Below are 14,964 nucleotides of genomic sequence, written 5' to 3'. Positions count from 1 at the left end.
AGACCACCACCGCGTGCCGCGCGGCACGCCCCGCCGGTTGCATCGCCTCGGTCATGTCTCGCCCTTCCCCCACCTGATCGGACCCGCCCTACTACCCCGGTGGGCCGAGGATCAAACCGACAAAAGGGTGAGGCCCCGCCAACCGACCTGCGGTTGGCGGGGCCTCGGACACGATCAACGAGAAGCGGGGTTCCTCGCGCCGGTCAGCGGGAGGCGGCGGTGAGCCGGCGGCCGACGGCGGCGATCAGGCGGTCCAGCTCCGAGCCGAACGGGTTGTCGTGGACCAGGTACGTCCAGGTGGCGCTCGGCCGGACCAGCTCGGACTCGTCCGGCTGCCAGTCGTCGCCGATCTCGCTCTCCTCGAAGGTCGCCACGGTCCGCGTCTCGATCTCCGGCACCAGGGCGGTGAACGCCGGCACCGCCGCCCGGTGGAACTCGTCGAGCGGGTCCAACCGGCCCAGGGCGCGCAGGTGTACGCCCTCGCGGACCTCGGAGAGCTCGGCCAGGTGCTCGGCCCAGAGCCGGTCGAGGTGGTAGAGCGCGATCGACCGGGCGGCCCGGGAGAGCACCTCCGGGTCGATCTCGCCGGTCTCCTCCGGGAACCGGCCCTTCAGCATGTCGGCCGCCACGTCGCTGTTCAGCAATCGCTCGCGGCGCTCGGCCAGCGCCTTGCGCTGCTGCTCGATCACCACGCTGTACCGCCAGGTGTTGCGGTGGATCTCGTGGTTGACGCCCTCCGCGACCCGCTGCGCGTGCTCGACGGCGAAGTCGACCTGCTCGTCCTGGACCAGACCGTCGGCGTTCATCTTCGGCGACGGCGGGATGGCGTCCGAGGCGTGCCGCAGGACCAGCTCGTCCTCCAGGCTGACGAAGAACTCCGACCGACCGGGGTCACCCTGTCGACCGGCCCGGCCACGGAGCTGGTCGTCGACCCGGCGGCTGTCGTGCCGGCCGCTGCCGATGACGTACAGACCGCCGAGTTCGGCGACCCGGTCCCGGTCGGTCTGCTCGCTGCCGCCGAGTCGGATGTCGACACCCCGACCGGCCATCTGGGTGGAGACGGTGACGGCACCGTACGCGCCGGCCTCGGCGATGATCGCCGCCTCTTCGGCGTCGTTCTTCGCGTTCAGCACCAGACAGGGCACGTCGGCGGCGAGCAGCGCCTTGGACAGGCTCTCCGACTCCTTGACGTCGAGCGTGCCGACCAGCACCGGGCGGCCCGTCTCGTGAGCCTTCTTGATCTCGGTGACCAGGGCCTCTTCCTTCTCGGCCCGGGTGGCGTAGATCCGGTCCGGCTCGTCCACCCGGACACACGGGGTGTTCGGCGGGATCACCGCGACCTCCAGCGAGAAGAACTCCCGGAGCTGGTCACCGACGAGCACCGCGGTCGCGGTCATGCCGCACACCGTCGGGTAGAGCGCGACGTACGCCTGCACGGTGATCGTGCCGAGCACCTCGCCCTCGGCGGTGGCGGTCAGCCCCTCCTTCGCCTCGACCGCCGCTTGCAGGCCGTCCGGCCAGCGACGGCGCTGGGCGACCCGGCCACGCATCTCGTCGATCAGCTCCACCGCGCCGTTGCGGACGATGTAGTCCACGTCCCGGTGCAGCAGGGCGTGCGCGTGCAGCGCCACGTTGACCGCCGAGAGCTGCTCCATGTTCTCGTCGGCGTAGAGGTTGACGTCCTCCAGCTTCGACTCGATCACGGCCAGGCCGGTGGTGGTGAACGCCACGCTCCGGCCGTCGTCGGCGATCTCGTAGTCCTCACCGGCGCGCAGCCCGCGTACCAGCGCGGCGGCGGCGTGCACCGGGTCCTGCTCGCCGGGCACCGCGCCGGCCAGCACCATCGGCACCCGGGCCTCGTCGATCAGGATCGAGTCGGCCTCGTCGACGATCGCGGTGGTCAGCTTCGGCTGCACCCGATCCTCGATGTCGGTGACGAGCTGGTCGCGCAGGTAGTCGAAACCCGCCTCGCTGACCGAGACATAGGTGACGTCGCACGCATACGCCTCGCGGCGCTCCTGCGGCGTCGACGCCTCGGTCACCCAGCCGACGTTGAGCCCGAGCAGCCGGTAGATCGGCTCCATCCACTCGGCGTCCCGGCGGGCCAGGTAGTCGTTGACGGTCAACACGTGCACCGGCCCGTTACCGCGCCGGACGTGCCCGTACGCGGCGATCGTGGCGGTCAGGGTCTTGCCCTCACCGGTGGCCATCTCGGCGACCTTGCCGGCGAGCAGCGACATGGCGCCGAGCAGCTGTACGTCGTACGGCCGCTGGTCGATGCCGCGGCGGGCGGCCTCGCGGCCGACGGCGCAGATCTCCGCGAAGTCCTCGGCCTTACCGGCCGCCTCGGTCAGCTCGGCGTCGTCGAGGGCCGACAGCTCCTCCTCGCGGGCCTCGATCGCCGGCAGCAGCTTCTCCAGCGGCGCCAGATCCACCGTGCTACCCGGCCGCTGCAAGAAACGCCGGAACCTGCTCTTCAACCGTGTCGACACACCCATGAGCGGCAACGGTAGCCGACTTCGGCGCAACTGTGCGGCCCGGCTGGCCGGGGCGGTATGTCCGGTGCCGGAAGCCCAGGTCAGCGGCTCAGCCGACCAGCAACTGGTGCGCGGCCAGTTCCCGGTAGAGCGGACTGGTCCGGGTCAGCTCGGCGTGCGGCCCGACGGCCACCACCCGCCCCGCGTCGAGCACCACTATCTGGTCGGCGTCGACGACCGTGGCCAGCCGATGCGCCACGATCACCAGGGTCCGGTCGGCGGCCACCGCGTCGATCGCCCGGCGCAGCGCCGCCTCGCTGCGCGCGTCGAGGTTGCTGGTCGGCTCGTCGAGCAGCAGGACCGGCGGGTTCGCCAGCAGCGTACGGGCGATCGCCAGGCGCTGGCGCTCGCCGCCGGAGAGCAGCACCCCGCCCTCCCCGACCTGGGTGTCCAGCCCCAGCGGGGAGCGTCGCACCACCCGGGTCAGGTCGACCGCGCCGAGCACGGCGTGCAGTTGCGCCTCGGTCGCGGCCGGCGCGGTCAGCAGCAGGTTCTCCCGCAGCGTGCCGGCCAGCACCGGCGCCTCCTGCTCGACGTAGCCGAGTTGGGCCCGCAACGCGTCGCGGGACAGGTCCCGGATGTCCGCCCCGCCGACCCGCAGGCTGCCGCCGGTCACCTCGTAGAAGCGCTCGACCAGCGCCAGCAGGGTCGACTTGCCGGCGCCGGACGGGCCGACGAGCGCGGTCCGGGTGCCGTACGGGACGGTGAAGCTCACCTCGTGCAGCACCGGTCCGGTGTTCGCGTAACCGAAGCTGACCCGGTCGAACTCGACCGCGACGCCGCCCGGCCGGCGGGGCGTCGGCAGCACCGGCAGGCCGGACCGGCTCGGCGGGACCCGGTCCCCGGCGCCCTCGACCGGCAGGTCCAGCACCTCCTCGATCCGCTGCAACGCGCCCAGCCCCGTCTGCAACCGGGTGTACGCGTTCAGCGCCTGCCCGAGCGGCATGACCAGGAAGAACAGGAACATGATGAAGGCGACCAGATCGCCGACGCTGATCGCACCGGTCGCCACCCTGGCCCCGCCGACGCCGAGCACGACCAGGAAGGCGCCCTGTACGGCGAGCGTGCTGACCGGGCCGATCAGCGCCTGCAACCGGGCCACCCGCAGCCCGGCCCCGTACGCCTCGGTGGCGGCGGTGCCGACGCCGGCGGTCTCCCGCTCCTGCGCCCGGCTGGCCCGGATGGTGCGGGCCGCGGAGATCGCCCGTTCGACCGCCGAGGTCATCTCGCCGACCCGTGCCTGCGCCTGCTCGGACAGGCCGCGTACCCGGCGGGCGAAGAAGATCGCGACGCTCAGGCCGAGGCCCACCCCGGCCAGGGTCACGCCGAACAGCAGCGGGTCGAGCAGGATCATCGCGGTCCCGGCACCGAGCACCATGACGAACCCGGTGACCGTCTCGAACAGCCCGGAGGTCACCACCGCCCGCAGCAGGGTGGTGTCGGCCCCCACCCGGGAGAGCAGGTCCCCGGTACGGCGCTGGTCGTACTCGACTATCGGCAGGCGGAGCAGGTGGCCGGCGAGCCGGTGCCGGGTGCCCAGCACCAGGCCCTCGGCGGTGCGTTGGAGCAGGTAGTCGCGTACGCCGTCGAGGGCGGCGCCGACCACGAGCAGCGCGATCAGCAGGCCGACCAGCAGGGTGACCGGTTGCGCGGCACCGAGGGCGTCGAGCACCTCCCGGGTGAGCAGCGGTTGGACCAGCGCGGCGCCGGCGCTGAGCAGCGACAGTACGGCGACGACGAGCAGCGTGCCGCGGTGCGCCCGAAGGTAGGGCAGTAGCGCCGGCAGGCCGACGCGCCGGGTGGTGGGGTGCGCGGTCATGTGCCCACGGTAACGGGGCGACCCCGCTGCCGGCCCGACCACGCGCCGGCCCGTGCCTCGATCGAGCCGGACCGGGGTCAGCAGGCGAGGACGACCTGTAGCTCCCGGCGTCTGCCGGTGGCCAGGTCGACCAGCAGGGCGGGCCCGTCCTGGAACGGGACGATCGCCGACACCAGGTGCCGGGCGACGAGTTCGCCGTACGCCCGCAGCAGCGCGGTGGTCTCGCCGGAGAGCCGCTCGCGGTCCCAGGCCGGGGCGAGCCCGCGCGGCACCCGGCCGATCTGCGCGCACCGCAGGGTGAGGCCGTTGTGGTGGAACTCCTCGCCGAACCGGACCTGCTCCGCGCCGGACTGGTAGAAGGCCAGGTCGACGACCGTGCCCTGGGGGCGCAGCAGGCGCAGTGCCAGCCGCAGCGCCGAGTCCTGCCCCCGGCACTGGAACACCACGTCGGCGCCCCGGTCGCCCGGCCCGTGCGCCCACCGGGTCTTCAGCAGCACCGCCGGGTCGCCGGCCACCGGGTCCGGGATGGTCGGCTCGGTGCCGGTCGGCGGTCCCGGGTCGAGCGTCTCCAGGCCGAGTGCGGCGGCCACCGCGCGGCGCTGGGCGGTGGGGTCGACCACGACCACCGACGCGGCGCCGTGGTGGCGGGCGAGCAGGGCGGTGAGCAGGCCGACCACGCCGGCGCCGGTGACCGCCACCCGGCGCCCGCGCACCCCGTCGCCGACGGTACGGACGTCCGCGCCCACCAGGTCGGCGGCGGCGTGCAGCAGACCGTTCACGCAGATCGGGCCCATGTGCGCGACGTAGACCCCGAGCAACGGATCCAGGTCGTCGGGCAGCGGCACGAACCGGTCGGCCAGCGGATCGGCCAGGTAGCCGGTCCGGTGGCCGTACGCCATCGCCCCGATGGTGCCCACGGCGACGGCCGGGGTCCGGCTCTCGGTCACCTGGGCGACCTCCATGTAACCGAGGCGGTCCACCGGGTAGCCGGTCGCCGGCTCGCCCGGCTGGAACAGCCCGAGGTCGGCGTTCCAGGTCGCCGACAGGTAGGGGTTGGTGCCCTTGAGATAGCTCAGTTCGGTGCCGGCGGAGATGCCGGTGTAGAGGGTCCGGACCCGGAAGGTGTCCGGCCGCAGCGGGGCGGGCTTCTCCTCACGGACCGTCACCTCGCCCGGCCCGGTCACCACGATCACCCGGTCGGCCGCGTCCATCGGACCGTTGGCGGGCGGCCGGTCAGGCATCGAGGCCGAACCCGACCCGGTTGCTGCGGGTCGCGGTGGCGAGCGCCTCGACCACGGGCGCGATCCGTACCGTCCGCCCGGTCGCCGCCGACTGGGCCACGGCGCAGGCCAGCCGGTGGGTGCGCAACGCCTCCGGGTACGGGACCCGCACGTCGTCGCCGATGCCGCGGACGGCGTCGACGAAGGCCCGGTCCACGGCGATCCTGGCCGCCTCCGGGTCGGCCGCCAGCCAACCCTCCCCGGTCCCGTCCCGCCATCCCAGACCGTCCTCGGCCAGGGTGAGGACCAGCCCGTCGGCCACGATCTCCACTCCGGCCCGGTGCTTCCAGCCGAGGGTGCAGCCGGAGACCAGGGTGCCCACCGCCCCACTGGCGAAGCGCAGGCTGGCGGTGGTGACCGAGTCGATGTCGGCGCCCTCGACGTCCGGTGGACTGCCGTCGCCGTACGCGCTCACCTCGATCGCCTCCCCGGCGACGAGCCGGAGCAGGTCGAGTACGTGCGCGGCCTGCTCGACCACCGGGCCGCCGGACAACTCGCGCCGGCCCCACCAGGACACCGGCGGTACCCGGTCCAGCCAGGCGCCGGCGGCCATCCGTACCGGCCGGTCGGCCAGCAGGTCCCGGGCCCGGTCCAGGACCGGCAGGTAACGCCAGTGGTGGCCGACCGCGGTACGGATGCCCCGCTCGGCGACGAGCCCGGCGATCCGCTCGGCGGTGGCCAGGTCGGCGGCGAGCGGCTTCTCGACGAACATCGGCAGCCCGGCGGCGACCACCGCCTCCTCCACCGAACCGTGCGCGAAGGGCGGTACGCAGACGTACACCGCGTCCAGGTCCGTCCGTAGCAGCGCGGCGACGTCCGGGTACACCGGTGCGGCGTACCGGTCGGCCAGCCGCCGGCAGGCGTCGGGCAGTACGTCGGTGACGCCGGTGAGTTGTACGTCGGCGAAACCGGTCAGGACGCGGGCGTGACGCTGCGCTACATTTCCCGCGCCGATCAGCCCAACGCGACACCTGCCCATCAACCGACCTCCGCTTCGGCCCCGGTGACATCATCGGACACACCTGTCGCCACGACAGGGGTGACATCAAACGTTCATCGGGACGAGACAGGAAATAGCAGGTTTTGGTGATCAATATGTTAGAGCGTCGTCGGTTAGTCAGGTCCCCGTCCGGGAAATCCGCTACCGCTTCGATCGACTCTTGACTCGGGGGTGGGCCAGTGCGGCACTCGCAAACGACCGTCTCACCCGTGGTGGAGGCGTGGTCCACGTACCGTACCGGCTCGGCTCGGCAGTGGACCGCGCACCAACTCAGCCGGGCCAAGGGCGACACCTCGGTCAGTGTGGTCATACCCGCCTTCGACGAGGAGGCGACCGTCGGTGCGATCGTGGCGACCATCCGCGAGCACCTGGTCGAACGGGTGGCCCTGGTCGACGAGGTGATAGTGGTCGACTCCCGGTCCGGGGACCGCACCGCCGCGGTGGCGTCCGCCGCCGGGGCGCGGGTGGTCAGCCAGGACGAGGTGACCCGGGGGCTGCCCCGACTCGACGGCAAGGGTGACGCGCTCTGGGCCGGTCTGGCCGTGGCGGCCGGCGACGTCATCGCCTTCGTCGACGCCGACCTGCGCGAGTTCCGGCCGCACTTCGTCACCGGACTGCTCGGGCCGCTGCTCACCGACCCGTCGGTCTCCTTCGTCAAGGGCTTCTACCACCGGCCGCTGATCGAGGCGGGCACGGTCGAGCCGGACGGCGGCGGGCGGGTCACCGAACTGATGGCCCGGCCCCTGTTCAACCTCTTCTGGCCGGAGCTGGCGGGCTTCGTCCAGCCGCTCGCCGGTGAGTACGCCGGCCGCCGCGAGGTGCTGGAACGGGTCCCGTTCGTCTCCGGATACGGCGTGGAGACGGCCATGCTGATCGACCTGCTCGAACTGGTCGGGCTCGACGCGCTGGCCCAGGTTGACCTCGGCGAACGGCTGCACCGGCACCAGGACACCGCCGCGCTGGGCCGGATGTCGGCCCAGATCATGCTCACCGCCTGGTCCCGGCTGCACCGGCAGGGACACGTCAGCTCGGCCACGCCGCCGGCCACCCTGCTCACCCAGTTCCGCCGGGGCGGCACCGACACGCTGCCGAACCTGGAACGGGAGATAGTGGTCAGTGACGTGTCGGTGCAGGAGCGCCCGCCGCTGATCCAGCTGCGCCAGAAGATGCGACGCTGGCAGGGCGAAGCGGTGCCCCAGTGAACGCGGCGGGCCGCCGATGGGCCTGACCGTGCTGATGAACGCCGGGCCCTGGTTGTCCGTACCGCCGCCGGGCTACGGCGGGATCGAGAACGTGGTCGCCACCCTGGTACCCGAGCTGCGCCGGCTCGGGGTACGGGTGGTGCTCGCCTCGGTCGGCTCCAGCACCCTGGCGGCGGACGAACGGCTGTCGGTCTTCGCCGACGGCCAGTTCCCGTCGTTGCAGCGGCCGTACAACCAGGTGTGCGGGATCGCCCAGGCGCACCTCGGCGGGGTGGTCCGGGCCGTACGCGGGCGCGACGACATCGACCTGGTGCACGACCACGTCGAGGCGGTCGGCCTGGCGACCCTGGCGGCGATGGGTCCCGACGGCCCGCCCGTGCTGCACACCCTGCACTGGGATCTCGCCAAGCACCCGGACCTCTACGGGCAGCTCGACGGCGGCGACCGGGTCCGGGTCAACGGCGTCTCGGCGGCACAGCTGGCCCGCGCCCCGGCGGCGTTGCGCGCGCACTCGGTCGGCCACGCGCACCTGGCCACCCCGCTGGCGGTCGACGCGGACCGGCGGCCGGCGGTGGAGAAGGGCGAGCACGTGGTGGTGCTCGGCAGGATCAACCCCGGCAAGGGGCAGGAGGTGGCGGTGCGGTTGGCCCGCCGGGTCGGCTTCCCGCTGGTGCTGGCGGGACCGGTCGGCCCGTACCACCGGCCGGAGGAGTTGGCCGCCGCGGGCGACCAGGCCCGGCAGAACCCGGACGTACGGTACTGGGACGAGCGGGTGGCGCCGTACGTCGACGGTGTCCGGGTGCGTTGGGTGGGTACGGTCGTCGGCCGGGACCGCGACGACCTGGTGGCGAGCGCCCGCGCGACGCTCTTCCCGCTGCGCTGGGAGGAGCCGGGCGGGACGGCGGTGGTGGAGTCGCTGGCGCTGGGCACCCCGGTGGTGGCCACCGCGCGGGGTTGCCTGCCGGAGCTGGTCACCCACGGCCGGACCGGCCTGCTCACCGAGGACGAGGACGAGTTGGCCGACCTGCTGGTGGCGGCCACCCTGATCGAGCCGGACGAGTGCCGACAGGAAGCCGCCCGCCGGTTCACCCCGGCGGTGATGGCGCGACGCTATGTCGAGTTCTACGACCGGGTCCGGGACCTGGCCGGGCCCGTCCTGAAGGCCGCGTAAGCCAAAGGCCGCGTAAGCCACCCGAGGGCTGCGTAGGGGCCACCCTGGGGCCCACGCAGGGACCCGGCCACGTAGGCCCACCCGAGGGCGGCGTGGGCCGATCCGCTCTCCGGGCCAGTGGGAAGCGGCCGGGCATGTTTGTCCGTTGCCGTACCGGGGATCCCGCCGGGCGGCGGACGGAGGTACGGCAATGGCCGGAGAGTTCCGCGCCCCGAGCGGCGCAGCCGGCCCGGCGGCCACCGGATCGTCCCGACCGGCCCTGGTCCGGATCGCCGCGGCAACGGTGGCGGCGGCGTTCCTGCTGATCGGTGTGCTCGGCTTCATCCCCGGTGTCACCACCGGGTACGACCGCCTCGGCTTCGCCGGGCACACCTCCGGCGCGCAGTTGTTCGGGGTGTTCCAGGTGTCGGTCCTGCACAACCTGGTGCACCTGGCGTTCGGGCTGGCCGGCCTCGCGCTGGCCCGTACGGTCGCCGGATCTCGCGGATTCCTGGTCGGCGGCGGCGCGATCTACCTGTTGCTGTGGCTGTACGGCCTGGTGCTCGGGCACGGGACCACCGTCAACTTCCTGCCGCTCAACCGGGCCGACGACTGGCTCCACCTCGGCCTCGGCCTCGCCATGATCGGCCTAGGACTCCTAACCACCCGCGCCCCAGTCGCCCCATAACCCCCTCCCCCTCCCCTCCCCCTCTCCCCTCCCCTCCCCCCTCCCCGCCCCTTCACGTCGCCGATCTAGGGCGAATGGGGGCTACTTGATCTCTAATCACACGTATTTGCCCTAGATCGACGCGGTGGGGGGCGTGGGGTGGGAGGGCGGGATTGGGTGGTGCGGCGGGAATTTACCGAGGTGCCGGGTTTCGGCCCGGGCAGACCGGGTAGCCACGCCCGTCCTTTCTGTGGCCATGACGGAGTGAGAAGCGATGCCGAAGCGGGTTACCACCGAGCCGGAACGCGAGCGAGGGCCGATCGTGCTGGCACCGGCGCGCTTCGGCGGATACCCCGGTCCGATCCGGGAGGCGATCCGGGGCAGCCACCTGGTCAAGTTGATGGGCACCACCGACGCGAAACAGATCGGACTGCTCTACCTGGTCACGTCGTTCGGCTTCTTCATCGCCGGCGGGGTGATGGCGATGCTGATGCGGGCCGAACTGGGCCGGCCCGGCCTCCAGTTTCTCTCCAACGAGCAGTACAACCAGCTCTTCACCATGCACGGCACGATCATGCTGCTGCTGTTCGCGACGCCGCTGGTGTTCGCGTTCGGCAACTACGTCGTACCGCTCCAGATCGGCGCGCCGGACGTCTCCTTCCCCCGGCTGAACGCGTTCGCGTACTGGCTCTACCTGCTCGGTGGCTCGCTGGTGCTGCTCGGGTTCGCCACGCCCGACGGGGCGGCCGACTTCGGCTGGACCGCGTACACCCCGCTGAGCCGGGCGCAGCACAGTCCCGGCATCGGACCGGACATGTGGGTGATCGGCCTGGTCGTCTCCGGCCTGGGCACCATCCTCGGCGCGGTCAACATGATCACCACGATCATCACCCTGCGGGCGCCCGGCATGACCATGTTCCGGATGCCGATCTTCACCTGGAACGTGCTGCTCACCGCCGTACTGGTGATCCTGGTCTTCCCGCTGCTCGCGGCCGCGCTGCTCGCGCTCTACGCCGACCGCCGGATCGACGCCCATGTGTACGATCCGGCGACCGGCGGCCCACTGCTGTGGCAACACCTGTTCTGGTTCTTCGGCCATCCCGAGGTCTACATCGTGGCGCTGCCGTTCTTCGGCATCATCACCGAGATCATTCCGGTCTTCGCCCGTAAGCCGCTCTTCGGCTACAAGGGCATCGTCTTCGCCACCATCGCCATCACGGTGCTGTCGATGACGGTCTGGGCGCACCACATGTTCGGCACCGGGCAGGTGCTGCTGCCCTTCTTCAGCATTCTGAGTTACCTGATCGCCGTACCGACCGGGGTGAAGTTCTTCAACTGGATCGGCACCATGTGGAAGGGGCAGATCAGCTTCGAGACCCCGATGCTGTTCGCCATCGGTTTCCTGGTCACCTTCCTGTTCGGCGGGCTCACCGGGGTCCTGCTGGCCAGCCCGCCGGTCGACTGGCACGTCACGGACACCTACTTCGTGGTGGCGCACTTCCACTACGTGCTGTTCGGCACCATCGTGTTCGCGGCATTCGGCGGGATCTACTTCTGGTTCCCGAAGATGACCGGACGGATGCTCGACGAGCGCCTCGGCAAGCTGCACTTCTGGACCATGTTCATCGGCTTCCACGGCACCTTCCTGGTCCAGCACTGGCTGGGCAACGAGGGCATGCCCCGCCGGTACGTCGACTACCTGCCCGGCGACGGCTTCACCGTGCTGAACATGGTCTCCACGATCAGCTCCTTCATCCTCGGCGCCTCGACCCTGTTCATCATCTACAACCTGTGGAAGTCGTACCGATTCGGTCGGATAGTGGCCGTCAACGACCCCTGGGGCTTCGGCAACTCGCTGGAGTGGGCGACGAGTTGTCCACCGCCGCTGCGCAACTTCGACCGGATGCCACGGATTCGCTCCGAGCGACCGGCCTTCGACGACAAGTACGGTCCGCTCGTCGCCGACCTGGGCCGGGACCTGCCGCAGCGGTCGACGAAGCCGCCGCAGGGCATCGCGGACGAGTTGCACGCCGAGGAGCACCACGGCTCGGACAAGTCCAGCCCGGACGGCGCGTACGGGGCCCGCGAGGCGATCCGGTGGCAGCCCGATCCACGTTCGGGTGCCCGGCCGATCGAGGTGCCGGAGCCGGAGCAGGTACGCCGGCCGAGTTTCGAGCCGAGCGCGCCGGACGTGCACCTCGACGCCGACCGGGGCGGTCCGGGCAGCGAGCGCTGGCGGACCGGCCGCTCGAAGGACAGGGACGAGGAGGCGTGATCCGATGCCGGCGGACCGGAGGGGATCATTCGTGCAGCGGGGCCAGCCCGGCCGAGGCGAGCGAGTGCCGTACGCCGGGCTGGGCCCGGGTGAGCCTCAGGGCCACGCCACTGCGGGCGGCCGCGTCCCGGCCGGCGATCAGCGCGGCGATCCCGCCGGGTTCGAGCAGCCCCACGTCGACCAGGTCGACCACCACCTCGGTGGGCTGGCCGCTGCTGACCGCCTCGACCACCGCCCGCCGCAACTGGTCGCTGGTGTCGCGGTCGAGTTCGCCGCCGATCGCGATGACCGTACGGTCCCCGGACTGGCGGACCGAGAGCCTGGTGTCCGGCGCGTCCGGATCCACCCCGCCGGCCTGCCAGGGTGCCGGGGCGTCGGCGAGCATGGCCTGACGCAACCAGGTGAGCGCGCGGGAGAGCAGCCGGGAGACGTGCATCTGGGAGATGCCGAACCGGGCGGCGATCTCGGCCTGGGTCTGGTTGCCGTAGAACCGCATGGCCAGGATGCGGCGTTCCCGCCAGGGCAGCCGGCCGAGCAGACCGCTCACGGTCACCCGGTCGTCCACCGACTCCAGGTCGGCGTCGGACTCCCCGACCAGGTCGCCGAACTCGGCCGAACTCTCCCCGCCGACCGGGGCGTTGAGCGAGGCCGGGCTGTAGCCGGCGGCGGATTCGAGGGCCGCCAGGATCTCCTCCTGCGGGGTCTCCAGCCGGGTCGCCAGTTCGGCCACCGTGGGTGCCCGGGACAGTTCGCTGGTGAGCGCGGCGGTCGCCTGGCCGACCTCCAGGATCAGGTCGCGCAGCCGGCGGGGGACGTGCACCCCCCAGGTACGGTCCCGGAAGTGCCGCTTGATCTCGCCGACGATGGTGATCGCGGCGTACGCCGTGAACGATCCGCGTTCCGGGTCGTACCGGTCGACGGCGTTGACCAGACCGAGCCGGGCGACCTGTTCGAGGTCCTCCAGCGGCTCGCCACGTCCCCGGTAGCGGCGGGCCAGCCGACCGGCGAACGGCAGGGCGAACCGGACCAGGTCGTCGCGGGCCTCCTGCCGGCGCTCGTCCGGCAGGCCCTCGATCCGGGCCGCGTACGCCAGAGCGGCCGCGTCGAGGTCCTCCAGCCCGCGCTCGTTCGGCGCGGCCGTGGTCGTACCCGTCCCCGTGCCCGTGCCTGTGCTCGTGCCTGTGCCCGTGGTGATCTGTCCGAACATCCGCGCCTCCCGAAGGTCGGTCTCCCACCCGGATTTACGGAACCGGTCAGTGACGCCCATGCCACGGTGGACCGGACCGGAGCGCGACGATCTGACCGGAAACAGCCCAACCGCGCCCGCCCACCATTTCGTTACGTAGCGCAGTCGACCGGTTGCAGTCAGCGACGTTCCCGCTCTGTAGGTACTCAATCACGGGACCGGACTTTCGCGGGATGTTTTGCCGGCGGACCCCCTCGACGAAGCGGCCGACCGCTCAGCAGACCAGCAGCCCGTGCGCGGTGCCGGCGGCCCGCAGCCCGGCCAGGGCGTCCTGCACCCCCAGCCGGGCCGGTGCCGGCAGGTCGTAGGGCTGCCCGCGCAACACCTCGGTGGCGTGCCGGGTCGGTACCGAGGTGACCGGATAGCCCCGCGCCGCGATCCGGTCCAGGGCCCGGCGACGGCGGCCGAACGACGCCACCGCCAGCCACTGCGGCAGCCCGGCCAGCGCCGGTGACCGCATCCCCGGTGGTTCCGGCAGCACGTCGACCGAACTGAACGGCGTACTGCCGGCCAGCCACCACTCCGCGCCGGCCACCCGGCGGCTGGTGGCGTTCTCACACCAGTACGGCACCAGCCCGGCCCGGATCACCTGCCACGGGTCGAGCAGCCGTCCGCACTCCACCACGCACCGGTCACCGCTCTTGCCGGCGGCCCGCAGCCAGCCCCGGTACACGTCCGCGGTCGCCGCGCTCAGCGCCTCCGGCTCGGCGAACAGCACCCGGTGCAGCACACCGTCGGACTCCCGGACCCGGTCCAGCAGACTCTGCTCGAAACCGGGCTCGATGCCGTGCTCGGCGTAACCCTGCGGGCCGGCCGGCGGCGGCGGTTCCCACCGGTCGGGGGCACCGCCGGCGGCCCGCAGCACCTGGTCCAGCGGCTCGCTGAGGATGCGGAAGTCGGCCGGCGTCAGCCCGCTGCCCGGACTCCCCAGCTGGAACGCGTGCCCCTGCCCCTGATCGGCGACCGGCCAGGTCCGTACGTCACGCAGCAGCAACACCGGTGCACCGGGCGCCAGCCGCTCGTCGAGGAAGGTCCGGTACGCCTCCGGCAACTGCCGCCAGCGCAGGACCAGGGAGACGGTCGAACCGGCGAGCACGCCCCGGACCGCGGGGTCGTGCACCTGCCGGACCCGGATGCCGGGATTCGCCGCCACCAGTCGCTGGGCCACCTGGGCCCCGTACGCGAACGAACCGGCCAGGTTGTCCACCGCGCCCTGTGGCCACTGCACCGAGACCTCGAACCCGGCCGGCAGCCACGGCATGCCCAGCGCGGTGGCCAGGTGGACGGCGGCACCGCTCGGCGAGCCGAGCACCACCCCGGGGAACTCGCCGGCCGGGTAGTGGTCGACCATCCAGCGGGCCACCCACTCCGCGTCGACCTGGCCCACCTGGCGTACCGGCAGGGCCGCACGGGCGCCCGCGCGGGCCACCGCCGCCCGGCGTACCGCCTCCGGGGTGCCGGGGAACCGGGCCAGCATCGGCTGGTAGCCGAGATCCGCGCAGTCCTCGCCGCGCAGGGCCCGGGACGCCGCGGCGAGCAGCACCCGGGCCGGGCTGTCCAGCGCCACTATCCGGCGCGGTCCGGGGACGTCGGGCCCACTCTCGGCCACCCATTCCTGCATCTCCCGCACCGGGACCCGCCCTTCATCGTCCACTTGCCACACGCGGGCTTCCCGTCCGGATCGCGTTCAAACGACCTTCCGCAACCCTGAGGGAGTGAATCCGTGGCCGGAGCCCGTCTACGCCACCGCGGGCACAACGCACCCGGTCAGCCGGTTGCGTACCGGCC

10 protein-coding genes are annotated in these 14,964 nt (G+C 72.3%); 4 read left to right on the top strand and 6 right to left on the bottom strand.

The genetic code is table 11. The annotated features are described in order from the left end of the window. Positions 1-203: 203 nt before the first annotated feature. The 4 genes from secA2 to OG792_RS14060 all read right to left on the bottom strand — a co-directional run bounded on the left by secA2 (position 204) and on the right by OG792_RS14060 (position 6,615). On the bottom strand, positions 204-2,498 hold the full coding sequence (gene secA2 / locus OG792_RS14075) for an accessory Sec system translocase SecA2 (protein WP_329109976.1): 2,295 nt from the start codon (positions 2,496-2,498) through the stop codon (positions 204-206). 88 nt (positions 2,499-2,586) lie between these two features. Then, positions 2,587-4,356 (bottom strand): ABC transporter ATP-binding protein, encoded by a 1,770-nt coding sequence (locus OG792_RS14070; protein ID WP_329109975.1) that lies wholly within the window; start codon positions 4,354-4,356, stop codon positions 2,587-2,589. A gap of 77 nt (positions 4,357-4,433) precedes the next feature. Then, on the bottom strand, positions 4,434-5,597 hold the full coding sequence (locus OG792_RS14065) for a zinc-dependent alcohol dehydrogenase (RefSeq protein ID WP_329109974.1): 1,164 nt from the start codon (positions 5,595-5,597) through the stop codon (positions 4,434-4,436). Further along, entirely contained in the window at positions 5,590-6,615 is a 1,026-nt protein-coding gene (locus tag OG792_RS14060) for a Gfo/Idh/MocA family protein (protein ID WP_329109972.1), read from the bottom strand. The genes OG792_RS14065 and OG792_RS14060 overlap by 8 nt, the downstream gene beginning before the upstream one ends. A gap of 230 nt (positions 6,616-6,845) precedes the next feature. Here OG792_RS14060 and OG792_RS14055 point away from each other — a divergent pair, with 230 nt between their 5' ends. The 4 genes from OG792_RS14055 (at position 6,846) to ctaD (ending at position 11,930) form a co-directional block, all read left to right on the top strand. Further along, the gene (locus OG792_RS14055) at positions 6,846-7,838 is read left to right on the top strand and encodes a glucosyl-3-phosphoglycerate synthase (RefSeq protein ID WP_442932412.1); all 993 of its coding nucleotides are present in this window, start codon (positions 6,846-6,848) and stop codon (positions 7,836-7,838) included. Positions 7,839-7,854: 16 nt separating this feature from the next. After that, entirely contained in the window at positions 7,855-9,009 is a 1,155-nt protein-coding gene (locus tag OG792_RS14050) for a glycosyltransferase (RefSeq protein WP_329109970.1), read from the top strand. 190 nt (positions 9,010-9,199) lie between these two features. Then, positions 9,200-9,676: a DUF4383 domain-containing protein gene (locus OG792_RS14045; RefSeq protein ID WP_329109969.1), complete on the top strand. Its 477-nt coding sequence runs from the start codon at positions 9,200-9,202 to the stop codon at positions 9,674-9,676. A gap of 253 nt (positions 9,677-9,929) precedes the next feature. Further along, a complete protein-coding gene (ctaD, locus tag OG792_RS14040) occupies positions 9,930-11,930 on the top strand; it encodes an aa3-type cytochrome oxidase subunit I (RefSeq protein ID WP_329109968.1) in 2,001 nt (666 codons plus the stop codon). A gap of 25 nt (positions 11,931-11,955) precedes the next feature. On the opposite strand, the gene OG792_RS14035 is transcribed toward ctaD, so the two are convergent. Next, complete coding sequence (locus tag OG792_RS14035) at positions 11,956-13,137, bottom strand: SigB/SigF/SigG family RNA polymerase sigma factor (RefSeq protein WP_329109967.1); 1,182 nt, start codon at positions 13,135-13,137, stop codon at positions 11,956-11,958. Positions 13,138-13,390: 253 nt separating this feature from the next. Further along, positions 13,391-14,797 (bottom strand): hypothetical protein, encoded by a 1,407-nt coding sequence (locus OG792_RS14030; protein WP_329109966.1) that lies wholly within the window; start codon positions 14,795-14,797, stop codon positions 13,391-13,393. Positions 14,798-14,964 lie beyond the last annotated feature (167 nt).

The organism is Micromonospora sp. NBC_01699 (assembly GCF_036250065.1).
Lineage (GTDB): Bacteria > Actinomycetota > Actinomycetes > Mycobacteriales > Micromonosporaceae > Micromonospora_G.
Note: the sequence above shows the minus strand (reverse complement) of the source record. Positions and strands in the feature narration are given on the sequence as shown.